A 16,522-nucleotide genomic window follows, 5' to 3' on the forward strand; every position below is an offset into this window, starting at 1 on the left:
ATCTATAAAAATTATTCATTTAGAAAATTTCCATAAATTATAGATTATAAATTTTAATTTTACATAATAAAAAAATCTCACGCCTTTACGTAAGATTTCTTATTGTTTTCATTTTATTTATTTCTTTCATAAGGAATTCCATCAGATGATGGAGCTCTTGATCCTTTAACAAATAATATCAATACCACAAGGGTGATAACATAAGGTATCATTGAAAGCAAATTTGTGTCAATATTTATTCCTCTTGAACCAAGAAAAACTGAAAGTCCCTGTGCAAATCCAAAAAGTAAACAAGCAAGCATAGCTCCTTGTGGTTTCCATCCTCCAAAAATTACTGCAGCAAGGGCAATAAATCCCTGTCCTGAAATTAATGTTTCTCTGTAATTTGAAACTACTGCAAGGGACATTGACGCTCCTCCAAGACCTGCGAAAAAACCTGATGCTAAAACACAAATATATTTTATTTTATAAGCATCTACTCCTAGAGTTTCTGCTGCCTTTGGATATTCTCCAACTGCTCTTATTCTAAGTCCAAACTTTGTTTTATATAAAACAAAATAAACTATTAATACAAGAATAAAAGCTAAATAAACTGATGCATACTGTGAAAAAACAATATCTAAAAATCTTGCAAATCCGCTGGAACTACCTGATCCTTTAAATATTTTCCCAAATAAAATTGGAAGCTTATTTTCGTAAGGAATTGATTTGGACATAGCCGCTCCATCAAAAAATAATCTGCAAAGAAAGATTGAAAGTCCTGGTCCAATTAAATTTATTGCAATACCACTTACCACATGGTCAGCTGCAAAATTTATTGTTGCAACTGCATGAAGAAGTGCAATTAACATTCCTCCAAGTCCACCACATACAAACGCAATCCAAGGATTTCCAACATAGTAACCAACAATAGAACCTACTACTGCACCTATGGCCATCATACCTTCAAGTCCAATATTTACAACTCCTGCATTTTCAGATAAAATTCCTCCAAGTGCTGTGTATATTAGAGGCGCTGAATATAAAAGTGTAATAGATAAAATACTTGCTAAACTTAAAAGTGAACTATTCATTTGCTCCTCCTTTTCTTATTTTATCTGAATCTTTATTTGACCACTTTTTAAAGAAAAATCTAATCATATCCAAAAGTTTTGGCATAGCTATAAATAAAATCATTATTCCAACAATTATGTTTACTATTTCTGAATAAGTTCCAATTGTAGTAAGCTTTCCTCCACCATAAGTTAATCCTGCATAGAGAATTGCTGCTGGAATGGTTCCCAAGGGATTATTTCCTGCTATTAGTGCAACTGCCATTCCATCAAACCCATATCCTTCTTGTGCTGCCATCATTCCTATATTTCCAGATACTCCAAGAACTGTAATTGCCCCTGCAAGCCCTGATAATATTCCTGCTATTCCCATAGATTTTACAATAGATTTATTTATATTTATTCCCCCATATTCTGCAGCTTTTTCATTAAAACCAACTGCTCGGAGTTCATAGCCTAAAGTAGTTTTCTTTAATATATACCAAATTACAATTGCAGCTATAATTGCTATTATTATTCCAAAATTTACAGGTGGATTTAAAATATCTCTCAAAAATTTATTTTGTGCTAAATAAGCCCTTCCACTTTTGCTTGTTTTCCACGCTCCTGCAATTTTTATGCTGGCACTTTCTTTTATTGAATAAGAGTTATCTGATTCGATATTTCTAATTAGCGGAAAGCTTAACAAATAGTTGCTAAAATAAAAGGCTATCCAATTCATCATTATAGACGAAATAACTTCATTTACATCAAACTTTGCTTTCAAAATCCCAACAAGTGCTCCCCAAATATATCCACATAAAGCTCCTGCAAGAAGTGCAACTATTCCATGTATAACTGGTGGCAAATCTAAAAGTAAACCTACAACCAATGCTCCAATAGAACCTACAATATATTGCCCCTCTGCTCCTATATTAAAAAGTCCTGTATTAAATGCAAAAGCTACGGAAAGACCTGTTAAAATAAGTGGTACTGATTTAACAATAGTCCATGAGATATATTTAGGCTTTCCAAAAGCCCCAACAAAAATAACTTTGTATGCTTCCATTGGACTTGTTCCACTTATTAAAAGTATTATAGAGCCAATTATTATCCCCAAAATAATGGCAAGCATTGTATATAAAAATCTATTTCTCTTCATTTTTACCTCCTGCCATATAAAGCCCTATCTCTTTTTCATTAGTTTTATCTGCATCAAATGTCTTTAAAATCTTTCCGTTGTAAATAACAGAAATTCTATCAGAAAGTGCCATAATCTCATCAAGCTCAAAGGAAATTAAAAGAACTGCCTTTCCTCTATCTCTTTGATTTATTAAAAAATTCCTAATATATTCAATTGCTCCAACATCAAGACCTCTTGTAGGTTGTGCCGCAATCAAAAGATCTGGATCTCCAGAAATTTCTCTTGCCAAAATTACTTTTTGTTGATTTCCACCAGATAATTCTCCTGCAAATTGATTTATATTTCTAGGTCTAATATCATAATCATCTTCAAGTCTTGTGGCATTTTCTTCTATGTTTTTAAAATTTAAAATTCCTTTTTCAGAAAATTTTTCTTTATAATAATTTTTTAAAATCATATTTTCAGAAACTGTAAAATCTAAAACTAATCCGCGAAGTTGTCTGTCTTCTGGAATCGAATTTAATCCCTTTTCAATTATTTCTCTTGGACTTTTATTTAAAATTTCGTCTCCTTTGAAAATTACAGAACCACTTTCTGCCTTTTTTAACCCAGTGATGATTTCAATAAGTTCAGATTGACCATTTCCATCTACACCAGCAATTCCATGAATTTCCCCAGCCTTGACATCTAAATTAAGATCATCTAATTTCTTTACATTCCTAAAATCTTTTGCACATAATTTTTCGATTCTTAAAATAGTTTCTCCTGATTTTACGTCCTTTTTGTTGACATCTAAATGGACTGATCTTCCCACCATCATCTCTGCAAGTTCTGATTCAGTAACTTCTGAAACATTTACCGTATCAATCTTTTTACCACGCCTAATAATTGTGCATCTATTTGCAACTTTTTTTATTTCTTTTAACTTGTGAGTGATAATTATAATTGATTTTCCTTCTTTGGCAAGATTTTTTATTATTTCCATTAGCTCTGTTATCTCTTGCGGAGTTAAAACTGCAGTAGGTTCATCAAAAATTAAAATATCTGCTCCTCTATAAAGTACCTTTAAAATTTCAACTTTTTGCTGCGTCCCCACTGAAATATCCTGTATTTTTGCATCTGGATCAATCTTAAAACCATATCTATTGGAAAGTTCTATAACATCTTCTCTCGCTTTTTTTATGTCTACTTTTACTCCATTCATTGGTTCCATTCCAAGAACAATATTTTCTACAACAGTAAAGGGCTCTATAAGCATAAAATGTTGGTGAACCATTCCAAGACCTGCTTCTATTGCATCATTTGGGTCTTTAAACTCTTTTTTTTCATTATTTATATAAATATCACCTGAAGTTGGAGAACTCATACCATAAAGCATATTCATAAGAGTAGTTTTACCAGCTCCATTTTCTCCAAGAAGGGAGTGAATCTCTCCTTTCTTTATATCAAGATCAATTCCATCGTTTGCAACAAAATCTCCAAATTTTTTTGTAATACTTTCCATGCAAACGACTAAATCTTTTTTATCAATTTCCAAGATGAACGCTCCTTTTCATTATTAAATAAATTATATCAAAGATTTAATAAATTTTGAAATAATTTAAAATAAAAAGTCACCTCTTATGAGATGACTCATTGAGATGACTTTAATATTTATTATTTATATTCGTTGTAAGTTTCTTCATTGTAAGGAACTTTAATTTCACCAGAAACTATTTTTTTAGAAATTTCATCCACATTTTTTAAGATTTCTGGTGCAACATTTTTATCTGAAGTTGGTGCAATACCTACTGCTCCACTATCAGCAAGACCAAATTCAATAGTCTTTCCACCTTCAAATTTTCCTTCTTTCATTTCTTCTACTACTTGGTAAACAGCAACATCTCCATTTTTCATTGCAGATGTCAATACATTTTCAGGAGCTCTGTCGCTTTGATCTCTGTCAACACCAATTACCCATTTATCAGCTTCTTTTGCAGCTTCTATTACGCCTTCTCCTGCTCCACCAGCTGCGTGAAATACTACATCAGCACCATTTTGATACATTGTTGAAGTAATTGATTTGCCCTTTTGTGCATCAGAAAAGTTTCCAACATATTGACTTAAAACTTCTATTTCAGTTCCCTTTTCTTTCGCTGCATAGTCAACACCAGCTTTATATCCATATTCAAATCCCCAAATAATATTTCCTTCTTGTCCACCAACAAATCCAACTTTGTTAGTTTCAGTAGTCATTCCAGCAATATATCCTACTAAGAAAGATGGCTCTTGTGATCTAAACATTATTCCAAGTAAATTAGATGGTGCTTCTACTTTGTTTCCATCTTTATCGACAGTTACATCAACATCAACTATTGCATAATTTGTTTCAGGATACATAGCTGCAGCTTCAGCAATTGCTCCACCCATTTTAAATCCTGCACCAATAATTAAATTCTTTTCTTGATCTGCAAAAGTTTCTAGGTTTGGAGTATAATCTTTTGTGTCTTTTGATTCAATGTAATCAGCACTTACTCCCATTTCTTTTTTTGCCTTTTGAAGTCCTTCCCAAACACCTTGGTTAAAGGATTGGTCATTAACTCCGCCTTCATCAGTTACAAATCCAATATTTAGATCTGTTGTTTTAGCTTCTTCAGTAGTTTCTTTTTTGGTATCGTTTGTAGCATTATTATCTTTTTTGTTTCCCCCTCCACAAGCAACAAGTGTTATTGAAATTAATAACACTGAAAAAAGTAAAGTAAATTTTTTCTTCATAAATAAATCCTCCTATTATTATTTAATTAAATTATATATTATTACAATATTTATTTCAATTAAGTAAATTTTTTTCGTATAAAAGTAAAAAAAACTCAACAAAATAGTTGAGCTTTTCTTAATTAAATTCAATTTTAAATCAACCTACAAAGACTCTAGGTATCATAAATAATACTACTGAAATTACAAAATAAATTAACAAAAAAGCAATAGATTGTTTCATCTCATTTTTTCCAAAAGTTTTTTCTTCTTCAGATGACATAAATCTAGCTGCAATTGATGCAATACATCCCAAAATTGGATACATTATTAAAATTCCTAAATTACTAGTTCCCTTGTCTATAAATCTATAAAATGTTGGAATCATTATAAATAAAGCACCTAAATAAATTGGAAAACTCCCCTTGTCAAACCAAATAAGAGCTATTACACCAAGTGTTAGTATTAAAAATACAACTGTACTCATTGTATTTAAAAGTGAAATTTTATTTATTAATTTTTGATTTATAAGTTCTAATTTGTTTATATAATATCCTGAATTTGTATAAGCCTCTTTTACACTGTCAGTAGTTTTTGTGCTTTCAGTCCAATTTTCTACTTTTGCATTAGTTACAAATACTGAGGCATCTTCAACTTTTTGACCGCCTGAAAAATAAAGTGGATTTGGATCATAATAAATTTGAAATTCATATTCCCCAACTTTTTCTGAAAGATCCATTTTTACTTCACTTACTGCAGAAAATTCTTTGTTTTCTGTCTTATTATAAAAATCTTTAACTTTTAATTTTAATTTTTCTTCAAAAAGAGATTTATTTATTTTATCAAAGTCCCCTTTTAATTTTACTTTAGATTTCCTGTAAGTAGCTCCTTCTCTAAAAAAGATTTGTCTCGCGGGTGTGCCCATTATTCTTGCAGTTGAATCTTCACCTGTGTAATTAAATTTTATATCATATTTTATAAGTTTTTCTCCTCTATCATTTGACACAGATCTTGCAATTTGAAGATTTTCTACACCATCAGAATCATTAAATATAATTCCATCAAATTCTCTATTTACATTTGAATTTGGCCACAAAAGAGACTTACTAAAAAAAGCAGTTAGAGAAGCTAAAATAAGTACTACTAAGAAAACTGCAAATATCACAAGCTTTTTTATTCTCTCGTTCATTTTAAACCTCCATTATGAAAACATTTCGCTTATACTATATGATATCACATGAAGGTTTTAAAATAAACAAATTTATTAGCATATTAAAGATTGGAAGCATTTATTTCTGTCCAAAGTCTATCATAAACTTTTATAAAATCACCAAGATCTCTAAAGAATTCTAGTGGTGGAAGTTTTTCTATATCTGGATAAGCTACCTTTGAATTTTTTATTTCATCAGGTAAAAGTTCTTTTACACCTTTAACTGGTGAAGTATATCCGACACAATACTCCGCATTTTTGGCTTGCACTTCTGGTCTTAACATATAATCTATAAATTTTTCTGCTCCAGAAACATTCTTTGCATTTTTTGGAATCACCATAGAATCGTACCAAATATTTGATCCTTCTTTTGGAATTACATAATCTAAATCTTCATTTTGATCCATCATAAGTAGTGCATCTCCTGAGTACATGACAGATAAATTGGCATCTCCTTGCACTATTACATCACGTCCATCGTCATCTAAATAAGCATAAACAAGTGGTTTTTGTTCTATTAAAGATTTTTTTGCTTCTTCTAATTCTTTCTCATTTGTAGAGTTAAGAGAATATCCAAGTCTTTTAAGTGCAACTCCTATTGTATCTCTTTGTGAATTATACATAATGATTTGATCTTTATACTTTTTATCCCACAAAATATCCCAGGAGTCAACCTTATCTTTAACTTCAGCTTTGTTGTAGACAATTCCAACTGTTCCCCAAAAATATGGAACTGAATATTTATTTTCAGGATCAAATGTAGGATTTTTTAATTTGTCTTCTACTCCATCAAAATTTTTTATATTTTCAAAATTAATTTCTCTTATCAAATCTTCTTTTATAAGTCTTTCAATCATGTAATCACTTGGCACTACTACATCGTATTTGTCTTGTGATTGAGTAAGTTTTATATACAAATCTTCATTTGACGCATAAGTATCATAATTTACTTTTATCCCAGTTTCCTTTTGAAAATCTTTCAAAATTGATGGGTCTATGTACTCTCCCCAATTATAAACGCTTATCTCTTCTTTAGATTCCTCTTTTCCACAAGCTGTCAAAGTAAAAACCATAAGTAAAGACAATACTAAAACTATTTTTTTCATAAAATCACCTCAAGTTTTCTATTTTTTTCACTTCTCTTATTTATTATCACAAGAAGAATTAAAAGTGCAATTAACATTAATGTTGAAACAGCATTTATCGCAGGATTTATTCCCTTTCTTGCCATTGAATAAATTGTAATAGATAAATTTGAAACTCCCTGTCCTGTATTGAAAAAAGAAATTACAAAATCGTCAATGGATAGTGTAAAAGCCATGAGTGCGCCTGTTAATATAGCTGGCTTAATTTGTGGTATCACTACATGTAGTATCGCATAAGTAGGAGTAGCTCCAAGGTCAAGTGCTGCTTCAACTGTATTTTTTTGAAGCTGACTTAACTTTGGAAGAATTGACAAAATAACATAGGGAATACAAAATACTATGTGTGAAAGTATCATTGTAGTGTAGCCCATTTTTATATTTAATAGTCCAAATAGCCCCATCAATGCAACTGCTGTAACTATATCAGGATTAATTACTGGCAAATAATTTATATTTAATATAATGTCTTTTTTAACTCCACGAAGTTCATTTATTGCAATTGCAGAAATTGTTCCCACAACAGTTGATATTATAGTTGCAATTATCGCCACAATTAATGTTGTCCAAAGTGATGATAAAATCTTTGGGTCACTAAATAAATTCCTATACCATTTTAGAGTAAATCCTGCCCAAGAACCTCTTAGTTTTGAATTATTAAAACTAAATACTACAAGTATTATTATAGGAGCATACAAGAATAAAAATATTAAAAACAAATAAATTTTATCAATTATTTTTTTCAAGACAATCCTCCTCCAATTGCATCTCTAGTTTTTATTTTTCTATTAAATAATTTTGGCAACAATAAAATTAAAAGCATTATGATTATTAAAACCATGGAAATCGCAGACCCAAATCCCCAATCTCCTGTAAAAGTAAACTGCTTTTCAATTAAATTTCCTATTAAATAAAAATTATTGCCTCCAAGTAGGTTTGGGACAACAAAAGTAGAAATTGCTGGTATAAAAACCATTGTTATCCCTGTATAAATTCCCGGCAGTGATAGAGGCAAAATAACTTTTACAAAAACTTCAAAATCATTTGCCCCAAGGTCTTTTGCAGCTTCAATTAATTTTTTATCCATTTTCAAAAGTGCCGTATAAATTGGAAGAACCATAAAGGGCAAAAAGTTATAAACCATACCTATCATAATTGCCTTTGAATTGTACATCAAATCCCATGGTCCAAGCCCAAAATGTGCGATAAATTTATTTATAAGCCCCTTGTTACCAAGAAGAGTTAGCCACGCATAAGTCCTAAGAAGAAAATTCATCCACATTGGAATTATAAAAATTAAAATCATATTATTTCTAACTTTATCTTTCATTTTTGAAATAATATATGCAACAGGATATCCTATTATAAGGCAAAGAATAGTTGAAAGTGCCGCAAGAACAATTGATGTAATTAAAATTTTTACATAAAGTGGTTCAAAAAATCTTGAAAAATTATCAAGTGTAAATACGAAATTAGACAAATCACTATTTGCACTTAATGAGTGAAAAAGTATTAAAAATAGTGGGAGAACAATGAAGACTATTCCCCAAAATAAATATATAAGCGAAAATTTTTTCATATCAACCTCATTACGTGAATAAGATCTGGCTTTATAACTATTCCAATCTTTTCCCCAACTTCTTTCTTTTCAGTTGACTGCACAAGCATACTGTATCCATCTACATCGACAGTCATTTCATAGTGAACGCCTTTAAATACAAGACTTGTAACAATCCCTCCAACTTGGAAACCATCATCAACTAAAAGCACATCTTCTGGTCTTACAACAACTTCAACATTTTCCATTTTATTAAAACCACTGTCGACACAAGGAAAATCATAATCCAAAAATCTTACCTTATAATCTTCTAGCATTTTTGCCTTAATAATATTTGACTCTCCAATAAAATCTGCAACAAAAGCATTTTTTGGCTCGTTGTAAATATTAATAGGACTGTCCATTTGCTGAATTTCACCATTATTTAAGACAACAACAGTATCGCTCATAGAAAGTGCCTCTTCTTGATCATGAGTAACATAAATAAAAGTTATACCAACACTTTTTTGAATTTTCTTTAACTCAATTTGCATAGCTTGTCTTAATTTTAAATCAAGTGCTCCAAGTGGTTCATCAAGTAAAAGTACTTCTGGTTCATTTACAAGAGCTCTCGCAATGGCAATTCTTTGTTGTTGTCCACCTGATAAAGATTCAATTTCTCTATTTTCAAAACCTTCTAAATTTACAAGTTTTAAAACTTCACTAACTTTTTCTTTTATTACATTTTTCTCCATTTTTTTTATATTAAGACCAAAGGCAATATTTTTGTAAACATTCATATGAGGAAAAAGAGCGTATTTTTGGAAAACTGTATTAATTTTTCTCTCATAAGGTTCTTTATTTGTAATATCTTCTCCATTGAAGAGAATCTCGCCTTCATCTGGCTCTTCAAAACCACCAATAAGCCTTAAAATTGTGGTTTTCCCACAACCGCTCGGTCCCAAAATTGTCAAAAATTCATTTTTTTTAACCTTAAAATCAAAATTTTTTAAAATTACATTGTCACCAAAACTTTTGATAATATTTTTAAGTTCAATTACATAATTTTCCATAATTCACCGCCTAAAAATTTGGTGGAGATGATATCCACAAAACCTCTGCTACACTTTTACCTTCATTTTTTAAATAATGAGAACTTTTCGCCCTAAAATAAAAGGTTTCTCCTTTTTTAACTTTATGCTCTTCATTTCCCATTACTAAAACAATATTTCCCTTTAAAATATATCCAAATTCTTCTCCCTCATAAGGCTGAATTTCTTTAGAAGAGCCACCAGGATTTATTTTTATAAGCATTGGTTCAATTTCATTTTTTTGTGCATTTGGCACTACCCAATCTAAAGTATATCCAAACTCTTCATTTATGTTTTCAAAATAATCTTCATCTCTAAAAATTATTTTTTCATTTTCATTTCTTTTAAAAAAATGCGAGGGCTCTGTTCCCAGTGCCTCTAAAATATCCAAAAGAGAATCCACAGATGGCGATGTCAAATCTCTTTCAATTTGAGAAATAAATCCCTTTGTGAGTTCCGACCTATCAGCCAGTTCTTCTTGAGTAAGACCCTTTTCAATTCTCATCTCTTTTATCTTATTTCCAATGTCCACTATATCACCTATAATATTAAATAAATTACTTAAATTATTAAACTCATTAGAGTATAAGCGTTAAAGATATTAATGTCAATAGTATAATGTATTTATCTTATTAATTATATGTAAATATTTTTAAAAAACTAATTTTAATAAATCCAATAAAATATTTACTTAAAAATTTTTATAATGTTATAATCTCTTTGAGGTGTTAAATGAATATTATTGAGAAAAGATACAATGCCATTGACTTTTTGCGTGGCTTCACTATTATAAATATGATAATTTTTCACAGTTTATTTGATCTTGAAAATTTTTATGGGTTTGATTTTTCCTATAATTTTTATTATTATCAACAATTTATCTGCATATCCTTTATTTTAATTTCTGGATATTGCACAAATTTCTCAAATAATTTTAAAAAGAAAACTTTAATTTTAACAAGTATTTCTCTTTTAATAACCACTGGATCTTATATTTTTTCAAAAGAAAATACTGTTTATTTTGGAGTAATTCATTTCTTTGCTCTTGTTACATTGATTCATAATTTATTAAAAAATTTCATAAAAAAAATAAATCCAAAACTTGGACTTATTTTTAATTCATTATTATTTTTAGTTACAAAAAATATTTATCAAAGAAATATTTTATTTGGAAAAATTGTTCTCCCTAAATCTATTTACGACCTAAATCTTTTTATTTTTGGATTTCCAAATGAAAATTTTTCTTCTGGAGATTATTTCCCAATAATTCCTTGGATCTTTTTATTCTACATAGGGTACTTTCTCTATAATTTTGTAAAATTTACAAAAAAAGAAGCCTCCCACAACATTGTAAATATCATGGGAAGGCATTCTCTATTACTTTATTCTTTACATCAAATTTTTTTAATTGGAACTTTTTCTCTCATCTTTTGAATTAGATTCGTCCACTAGCACCTCCGCCACCAGACGAACCTCCACCGCCGAATCCACCAAATCCACCTGATGAACCACCAAAGCCACCAGATCCGCCGAAACCTCCAAAGGTACCAGGTCCCCAATATATTACTGGTCTTCGTCTTCTGCCTCCTGGACCACCTCTGCCAGACCCTCCTGAGGAATTTCTAAAAATTAATGAAATTATAAAAATAATTATAATAATTCTTACAATTGAAGCAAAAGGGTCTTCATCATAATCCTTAGAATAATCAATTTTTTCTTGTGGCTCTCTTGCCACAATGTCTACATTATATTCCTTCTCATATAATTTTATTATCTGAGCATATCCTTCTAAAGTTGCCTTTTCAAAAGGTTTATCATCTTCATTTTCTGATACAACTTTGCCCATTGTCCTTATAATTCTTGAAGCATAAGCATCTGGTATAAAGCCTTCCGCACCATAACCTGGCTCAATTTTAACAAATCTATTTTCGTCATCTAAGAGTGCAATTAATATTAAGACTCCATTGTCCTTATCCTTATCTCCAATTTTTATATCATTAAAAATCTTTGTGGCATATTCTTCCAAAGATAAATCTTCCAAATTATTTACAATAACAACAGCAATCTCTCCACCTGTTTTCTTTTTAAGATCATAGGTAGTCTTATTTAAATAATCTATTGTTTCTTGACTAAGTGTATTAGTTTCATCATAGACATTGTAAGACATATTATTTTTATCAAAGGCTGCATAAACATTTAAGATGAGAGTAAATACAAAAAATATACAGGCAATTCTCTTTTTCATATTTATCTCCTAAAATTTAACTTCTGGTACCTCTTTGTCTTTTTCTGAAACTTCAAAATAATCTCTCTTTTCGAATCCCAAAATTTTTGCAATTATATTTGTTGGAAATCTTCTCACTTTTTGATTGTAAGTTTCTACTGTTTTATTATATCTCATTCTTTCAGTTGCAATTCTATTTTCTGTGCCTTCAAGTTGAGCTTGCAAATCTAAAAAGTTTTGATTTGCCTTTAATTCTGGATAATTTTCCACAACAACATTGAGCTTTTGAATAGCTTCTGTCAACTCATCATTTGCTTCAGCAAGTTCTTTTGGATTTTTTGCCTCAGAAACTCCAGCACGAGCCTTTGTTATTTCTGTAAAAGTTTCTTTTTCATGACTTGCATATCCTTTTACAGTTTCAACTATATTAGGTATTAAATCGGCACGTCTTTTTACTTGGTTTTCAACTTGTGCCCAAGCACTGTTAACATCTTCATCAAGTTTAACTAAATTATTCCACTGTCCTCCAAAAAATATTACAAGAACAACAACAATAGCAATAATTGCTATGCCAGCAGCTCCTTTATTTTTTCTTTTCATCGTTTCCTCCTATTTTTGTAATGCTCATTTTACTTATAGCTTCTTCCACAAGTTTATCACATTGAAGTGGCTCTTCTGATTTTTCTATACCTTCAACAGTAGGAGTTAACAAAGGATGCTTCGGCAAAAATACTGTACAACAATCCTCATAAGGAAGAATTGAAGTTTCATAAGTATCAATATCCTTTGCAATATCAATGATATTAATTTTATCCATACCAATTAAAGGTCTAAACACAATCTTATCAGTAATATTATCAGTTACTTTCAAACCATCAATAGTTTGTGATGCAACTTGCCCAAGATTTTCTCCTGTTATAATACAGTCATAATAATTGTCTTTTGCAATTTCATCTGCAATTCTCATCATAAATCTTCGTGAAATAATTGTCATCTCATCTTCAGGACAGTTTTTGTTTATTTCCTTTTGAATATCCAAAATATTTACAGAATAGAAAGTTAGGTCATCAGAAAAGCTAGATATATCCTCTGCAAGTTTTTTCACTTTTTCTTCTGCCCTTTCAGATGTAAAAGGATAAGAATGAAAATGCAAACAATCCACAAGAACTCCTCTTTTTGCCATTAAAAAACCTGCAACTGGAGAATCAATTCCTCCAGATAAAAGAAGTAATCCTCTCCCATTTGTGCCAGTAGGAAGACCACCATGAGCCTTAATTTTGTCTACATAGATATAAGTATCCTTTTTTAAGTCACAGTAAACATAAAAATCAGGATCATGAACATCAACTTTTACATCAAAGTTCTTTAACACCATTCCACCAATTTTTGCACTAATTTCCATAGAATTAAGTGGAAAAGATTTGTCGCCTCTAGTAGTTTTTACCTTAAAAGTTTTAAAATTTGGATTTTCCTTTAAGGTTTCCTCCACAACTTTTATAACAGCTTCTTCTATTTTTTCCCAATCAGTTTCTACAACATAACAAGGTGCAATATAAACTATTCCAAAAACATGTTTTAATCTATTTATAAGTTTTTCTTCATTGTCACTTACAACTTCAACATATACCTTGCCCATATTGTGAAAAATTTTTCCATGATCAATTCCTCTTAAATTTCTCTTAATATCTTTTACAAGTTTATTTACAAATTTGTATCTATTTTTCCCTTTTAAGACCAGCTCTCCAAGTGAGAGTGCCATAACTTTCTTCATTCTATCACCTATCTCATTATTTTTCTAATCTCATTTACATATTTCACAAGCTTTTCTACAAAAATATCAATATCTTCCCTTGTAGTATCCTTAGAAGTACAAATTCTAATAGTTCCCTCAGAATATTTATCAGAAAGACCAATTTTCTCTAATGTATTTGACTTGTGCGTACCATTTGATGTACAAGCAGAAGCCGTAGAAATATAAATATCATCCCCCTCAAGATAATGTAAGAGAACTTCTGCTCTTATATCTAAAATAGAAAGAGAAATTATAAAATTTGTAGAATTTTCAGGCGTATTTATTTTATAATCATCTAAATTTTTATCAAGTCTTTCTAAAAGATATTTTTTGATTTCTTTTGCATGAACAAGTCTTTTTTCCAAATCTCTATTAGTAAGTTCACAAGCCTTTCCAAATCCCAATATACCCGGTACATTTTCTGTCCCAGATCTAAGACCTTTCTCTTGCCCTCCACCAATTACAAGACTTTCTATGTTTAAATCACGCTTTTTGTAAAGAGCACCCATTCCCTTTGGACCATAAATTTTGTGTGAAGAAAAAGAAAGAGTATCACATCCTAAATCCCTTACATTGACAGGAATTTTCCCAACAGCTTGAACTCCATCAACATGACATAAAATATTTTTATTTTTAGATTTCACAATTTCAAAAATTTCCTTGACGTTATTTATAGTTCCAAGTTCATTATGAACATAAATTAAAGAAACTAAAATAGTGTCATCATTTAATTCCCTTTTAAACTTGTCAATATCAACTCTTCCAAATTCATCTACATCAAGATAACACACATCGTATCCAAGATCTCTATAATGTTTAAATTGGTCGTAAATAGAAGCGTGTTCTATCTTTGACGTAATTATCTTTTTTCCCATTCTTTTATTTTTCAAAATTGCACCATGTACAGCAATATTGTTGCTCTCTGTACCACCAGATGTAAAATAAATTTCATCAGCATTTGCACCAATAAGGTCTGCCGCACTCTTTCTTGCAATGTCAATTTCTTTTTCAACTTTAAGTCCAAAACTATGAAGAGATGAAGGATTTGCAAAATCATCAGTTAAAGCCTTCATCATAACTTCAACAACTTCCTTATCAGGTTTAGTCGTTGCACAATTGTCTAAGTAAATCATATATCTTCCTTTTTATATCTATTTAAAATAATTTTAAAACTTTCTAATTCATTATACTATATTTTTCGTATTTCTAATAATTTTAATCTTTTTTAAATGATATACTTATAAAGGTGATATTTATGAAAGTATTAAAGACAAAAATCCCTAAAGTTTCAAAAAACTATTTGAAAATAGAAACATCAGGACTTTCAAAAGAAAAAGATACTATAATAACAATTGGAATAATTGAAAAAGATAGTAAAGAATTAAAAAATTTTTATATAGAAAATCTAAAGGATGAAGAAAAATTATTAGAATATACTATTCCTTTAATTGAGAATAAAGAATTTGTAACCTTCAGTGGCAAAAATTTTGACTTTCCCTTTTTAAATTCAAAATCAAAATTTTATTTTGACAGAGAAATAAACACGCAATTCATTGACTTGCAAGAAGTTTCAAAAAAATATAATTATTTATTTAATCTTAGCTCCCATTCAAATAAAAGTCTATTGAATTATTTCTTAAAAGAAAGTATAGAAGAAAATAATTATAAAGGCATAAAAATAAAAAATCTTTTTAAAAATTTTGTTGAAGGAAAGGAAACATCACTATTAAAAATAGTTGATTACAATATATCAAATTTAAAAAATTTAATTTTATTAGATTCAAAAATAAATTCTGAATTAGAAAAAAATTTATCCTTAAAAGTTTTCGATTGTAAATTTTTAATAAAAAAAATGAATTTGATAGAAAATACACTAGAAATACAAGGAGTAACAAATTACGACAAAAAATATTTCTCAACAAATAATCTATACACACTAAACATAGACAAAATTTTTAATATAAAAATAAACACAGAAGACGCTCTTTATGACAACAAAAATAAATGCTTCTATACATTAAAAAAAGACTTTCCCTTTATACTTGAAAATGCAAGCAAAATAGAAAGCCCATCACAGATTTTAATACTCTATTATAAAAATCATTTATTTGAAAACGAAAAATATTTAATTCAAAAAATTCTAGAATTTGAACTTAAAAACTTATAAAAAAAGAACTTAGAAATCTAAAAATCTAAGTTCTTTTATCTGGTGCAGAAAGAGGGACTTGAACCCTCACGCGATTCCTCGCACATGCCCCTCAAACATGCCTGTCTGCCTATTCCAGCACTTCTGCATAAAACAAAAAAGCTTGTAATTCAACATTACAAGTTTTTCTTGGCGTATCCTAGAGGATTCGAACCCCCGACCTTCTGGTCCGTAGCCAGACGCTCTATCCAGCTGAGCTAAGGATACAAAAAAATGGAGCGGATGACGAGATTCGAACTCGCGACCCTCGCCTTGGCAAGGCGATGCTCTACCACTGAGCCACATCCGCATAAATAATTTTATTAAGTTATTTGGTGGAGGAGAGTGGATTTGAACCACTGAAAGCTAAGCTAACGGATTTACAGTCCGTCCCCTTTGGCCAACTCGGGAACTCCTCCATGTGATTTCCCAT

At 29.9% G+C, this 16,522-nt stretch carries 16 protein-coding genes and 4 tRNA genes; 2 read left to right on the forward strand and 18 right to left on the reverse strand.

All coding sequences use genetic code 11. From position 1 onward, the window contains the following. Positions 1-113 precede the first annotated feature (113 nt). The 10 genes from BQ5450_RS01685 to BQ5450_RS01730 all read right to left on the reverse strand — a co-directional run bounded on the left by BQ5450_RS01685 (position 114) and on the right by BQ5450_RS01730 (position 10,420). On the reverse strand, positions 114-1,073 hold the full coding sequence (locus tag BQ5450_RS01685) for an ABC transporter permease (RefSeq protein ID WP_071125746.1): 960 nt from the start codon (positions 1,071-1,073) through the stop codon (positions 114-116). Next, a complete protein-coding gene (locus BQ5450_RS01690) occupies positions 1,066-2,193 on the reverse strand; it encodes an ABC transporter permease (protein ID WP_010247464.1) in 1,128 nt (375 codons plus the stop codon). The genes BQ5450_RS01685 and BQ5450_RS01690 overlap by 8 nt, the downstream gene beginning before the upstream one ends. Further along, the gene (locus tag BQ5450_RS01695) at positions 2,180-3,712 is read right to left on the reverse strand and encodes an ABC transporter ATP-binding protein (protein ID WP_010247462.1); all 1,533 of its coding nucleotides are present in this window, start codon (positions 3,710-3,712) and stop codon (positions 2,180-2,182) included. Before BQ5450_RS01695 ends, BQ5450_RS01690 begins: the two co-directional genes overlap by 14 nt. A 119-nt stretch (positions 3,713-3,831) precedes the next feature. Then, on the reverse strand, positions 3,832-4,929 hold the full coding sequence (locus BQ5450_RS01700) for a BMP family lipoprotein (protein ID WP_010247459.1): 1,098 nt from the start codon (positions 4,927-4,929) through the stop codon (positions 3,832-3,834). Positions 4,930-5,068: 139 nt separating this feature from the next. Next, positions 5,069-6,097, reverse strand: coding sequence for a hypothetical protein (locus tag BQ5450_RS01705; RefSeq protein ID WP_010247457.1), 1,029 nt, complete (start codon positions 6,095-6,097; stop codon positions 5,069-5,071). Positions 6,098-6,180: 83 nt separating this feature from the next. Next, positions 6,181-7,224 (reverse strand): ABC transporter substrate-binding protein, encoded by a 1,044-nt coding sequence (locus tag BQ5450_RS01710; RefSeq protein WP_071125747.1) that lies wholly within the window; start codon positions 7,222-7,224, stop codon positions 6,181-6,183. Continuing rightward, complete coding sequence (locus tag BQ5450_RS01715; protein WP_071125748.1) at positions 7,221-8,006, reverse strand: ABC transporter permease; 786 nt, start codon at positions 8,004-8,006, stop codon at positions 7,221-7,223. Before BQ5450_RS01715 ends, BQ5450_RS01710 begins: the two co-directional genes overlap by 4 nt. Then, positions 8,003-8,839 carry an ABC transporter permease gene (locus tag BQ5450_RS01720; RefSeq protein WP_071125749.1) on the reverse strand — a complete coding sequence of 279 codons (837 nt, stop codon included), beginning with the start codon at positions 8,837-8,839 and terminating at the stop codon, positions 8,003-8,005. The genes BQ5450_RS01715 and BQ5450_RS01720 overlap by 4 nt, the downstream gene beginning before the upstream one ends. Continuing rightward, complete coding sequence (locus BQ5450_RS01725) at positions 8,836-9,870, reverse strand: ABC transporter ATP-binding protein (RefSeq protein WP_071125750.1); 1,035 nt, start codon at positions 9,868-9,870, stop codon at positions 8,836-8,838. The genes BQ5450_RS01720 and BQ5450_RS01725 overlap by 4 nt, the downstream gene beginning before the upstream one ends. A 10-nt stretch (positions 9,871-9,880) precedes the next feature. Next, entirely contained in the window at positions 9,881-10,420 is a 540-nt protein-coding gene (locus BQ5450_RS01730) for a type II toxin-antitoxin system RelB family anti-toxin (RefSeq protein WP_010247443.1), read from the reverse strand. A gap of 200 nt (positions 10,421-10,620) precedes the next feature. On the opposite strand from BQ5450_RS01730, the gene BQ5450_RS01735 reads away from it, so the two are divergent. Further along, the gene (locus BQ5450_RS01735) at positions 10,621-11,322 is read left to right on the forward strand and encodes a heparan-alpha-glucosaminide N-acetyltransferase (protein ID WP_010247440.1); all 702 of its coding nucleotides are present in this window, start codon (positions 10,621-10,623) and stop codon (positions 11,320-11,322) included. Position 11,323: 1 nt separating this feature from the next. On the opposite strand, the gene BQ5450_RS09355 is transcribed toward BQ5450_RS01735, so the two are convergent. From BQ5450_RS09355 to BQ5450_RS01755, 4 genes are read right to left on the reverse strand one after another with little or no spacing between them, the layout of a single operon-like run. After that, a complete protein-coding gene (locus BQ5450_RS09355) occupies positions 11,324-12,133 on the reverse strand; it encodes a TPM domain-containing protein (RefSeq protein ID WP_071125751.1) in 810 nt (269 codons plus the stop codon). Between the two features lie 9 nt (positions 12,134-12,142). After that, the gene (locus BQ5450_RS01745; protein ID WP_010247434.1) at positions 12,143-12,712 is read right to left on the reverse strand and encodes a LemA family protein; all 570 of its coding nucleotides are present in this window, start codon (positions 12,710-12,712) and stop codon (positions 12,143-12,145) included. Continuing rightward, positions 12,696-13,883 carry a tRNA uracil 4-sulfurtransferase ThiI gene (gene thiI, locus BQ5450_RS01750; protein ID WP_071125752.1) on the reverse strand — a complete coding sequence of 396 codons (1,188 nt, stop codon included), beginning with the start codon at positions 13,881-13,883 and terminating at the stop codon, positions 12,696-12,698. The genes BQ5450_RS01745 and thiI overlap by 17 nt, the downstream gene beginning before the upstream one ends. Before the next feature lie 8 nt (positions 13,884-13,891). Further along, positions 13,892-15,037, reverse strand: coding sequence for a cysteine desulfurase family protein (locus tag BQ5450_RS01755; protein WP_071125753.1), 1,146 nt, complete (start codon positions 15,035-15,037; stop codon positions 13,892-13,894). Positions 15,038-15,159: 122 nt separating this feature from the next. Here BQ5450_RS01755 and BQ5450_RS01760 point away from each other — a divergent pair, with 122 nt between their 5' ends. Next, entirely contained in the window at positions 15,160-16,071 is a 912-nt protein-coding gene (locus BQ5450_RS01760; RefSeq protein WP_071125754.1) for a ribonuclease H-like domain-containing protein, read from the forward strand. A gap of 40 nt (positions 16,072-16,111) precedes the next feature. Here the strand turns inward: BQ5450_RS01760 and BQ5450_RS01765 are convergent. The 4 genes from BQ5450_RS01765 to BQ5450_RS01780 all read right to left on the reverse strand — a co-directional run bounded on the left by BQ5450_RS01765 (position 16,112) and on the right by BQ5450_RS01780 (position 16,508). Beyond that, a tRNA-Leu gene (locus BQ5450_RS01765) sits at positions 16,112-16,198 on the reverse strand. Positions 16,199-16,240: 42 nt separating this feature from the next. Then, a tRNA-Arg gene (locus BQ5450_RS01770) sits at positions 16,241-16,317 on the reverse strand. Between the two features lie 7 nt (positions 16,318-16,324). After that, positions 16,325-16,399, reverse strand: a tRNA-Gly gene (locus tag BQ5450_RS01775). Positions 16,400-16,422: 23 nt separating this feature from the next. After that, positions 16,423-16,508 (reverse strand) — tRNA-Tyr (locus tag BQ5450_RS01780). Positions 16,509-16,522 lie beyond the last annotated feature (14 nt).

Source organism: Peptoniphilus lacydonensis (genome assembly GCF_900106515.1).
GTDB lineage: Bacteria > Bacillota > Clostridia > Tissierellales > Peptoniphilaceae > Peptoniphilus_A > Peptoniphilus_A lacydonensis.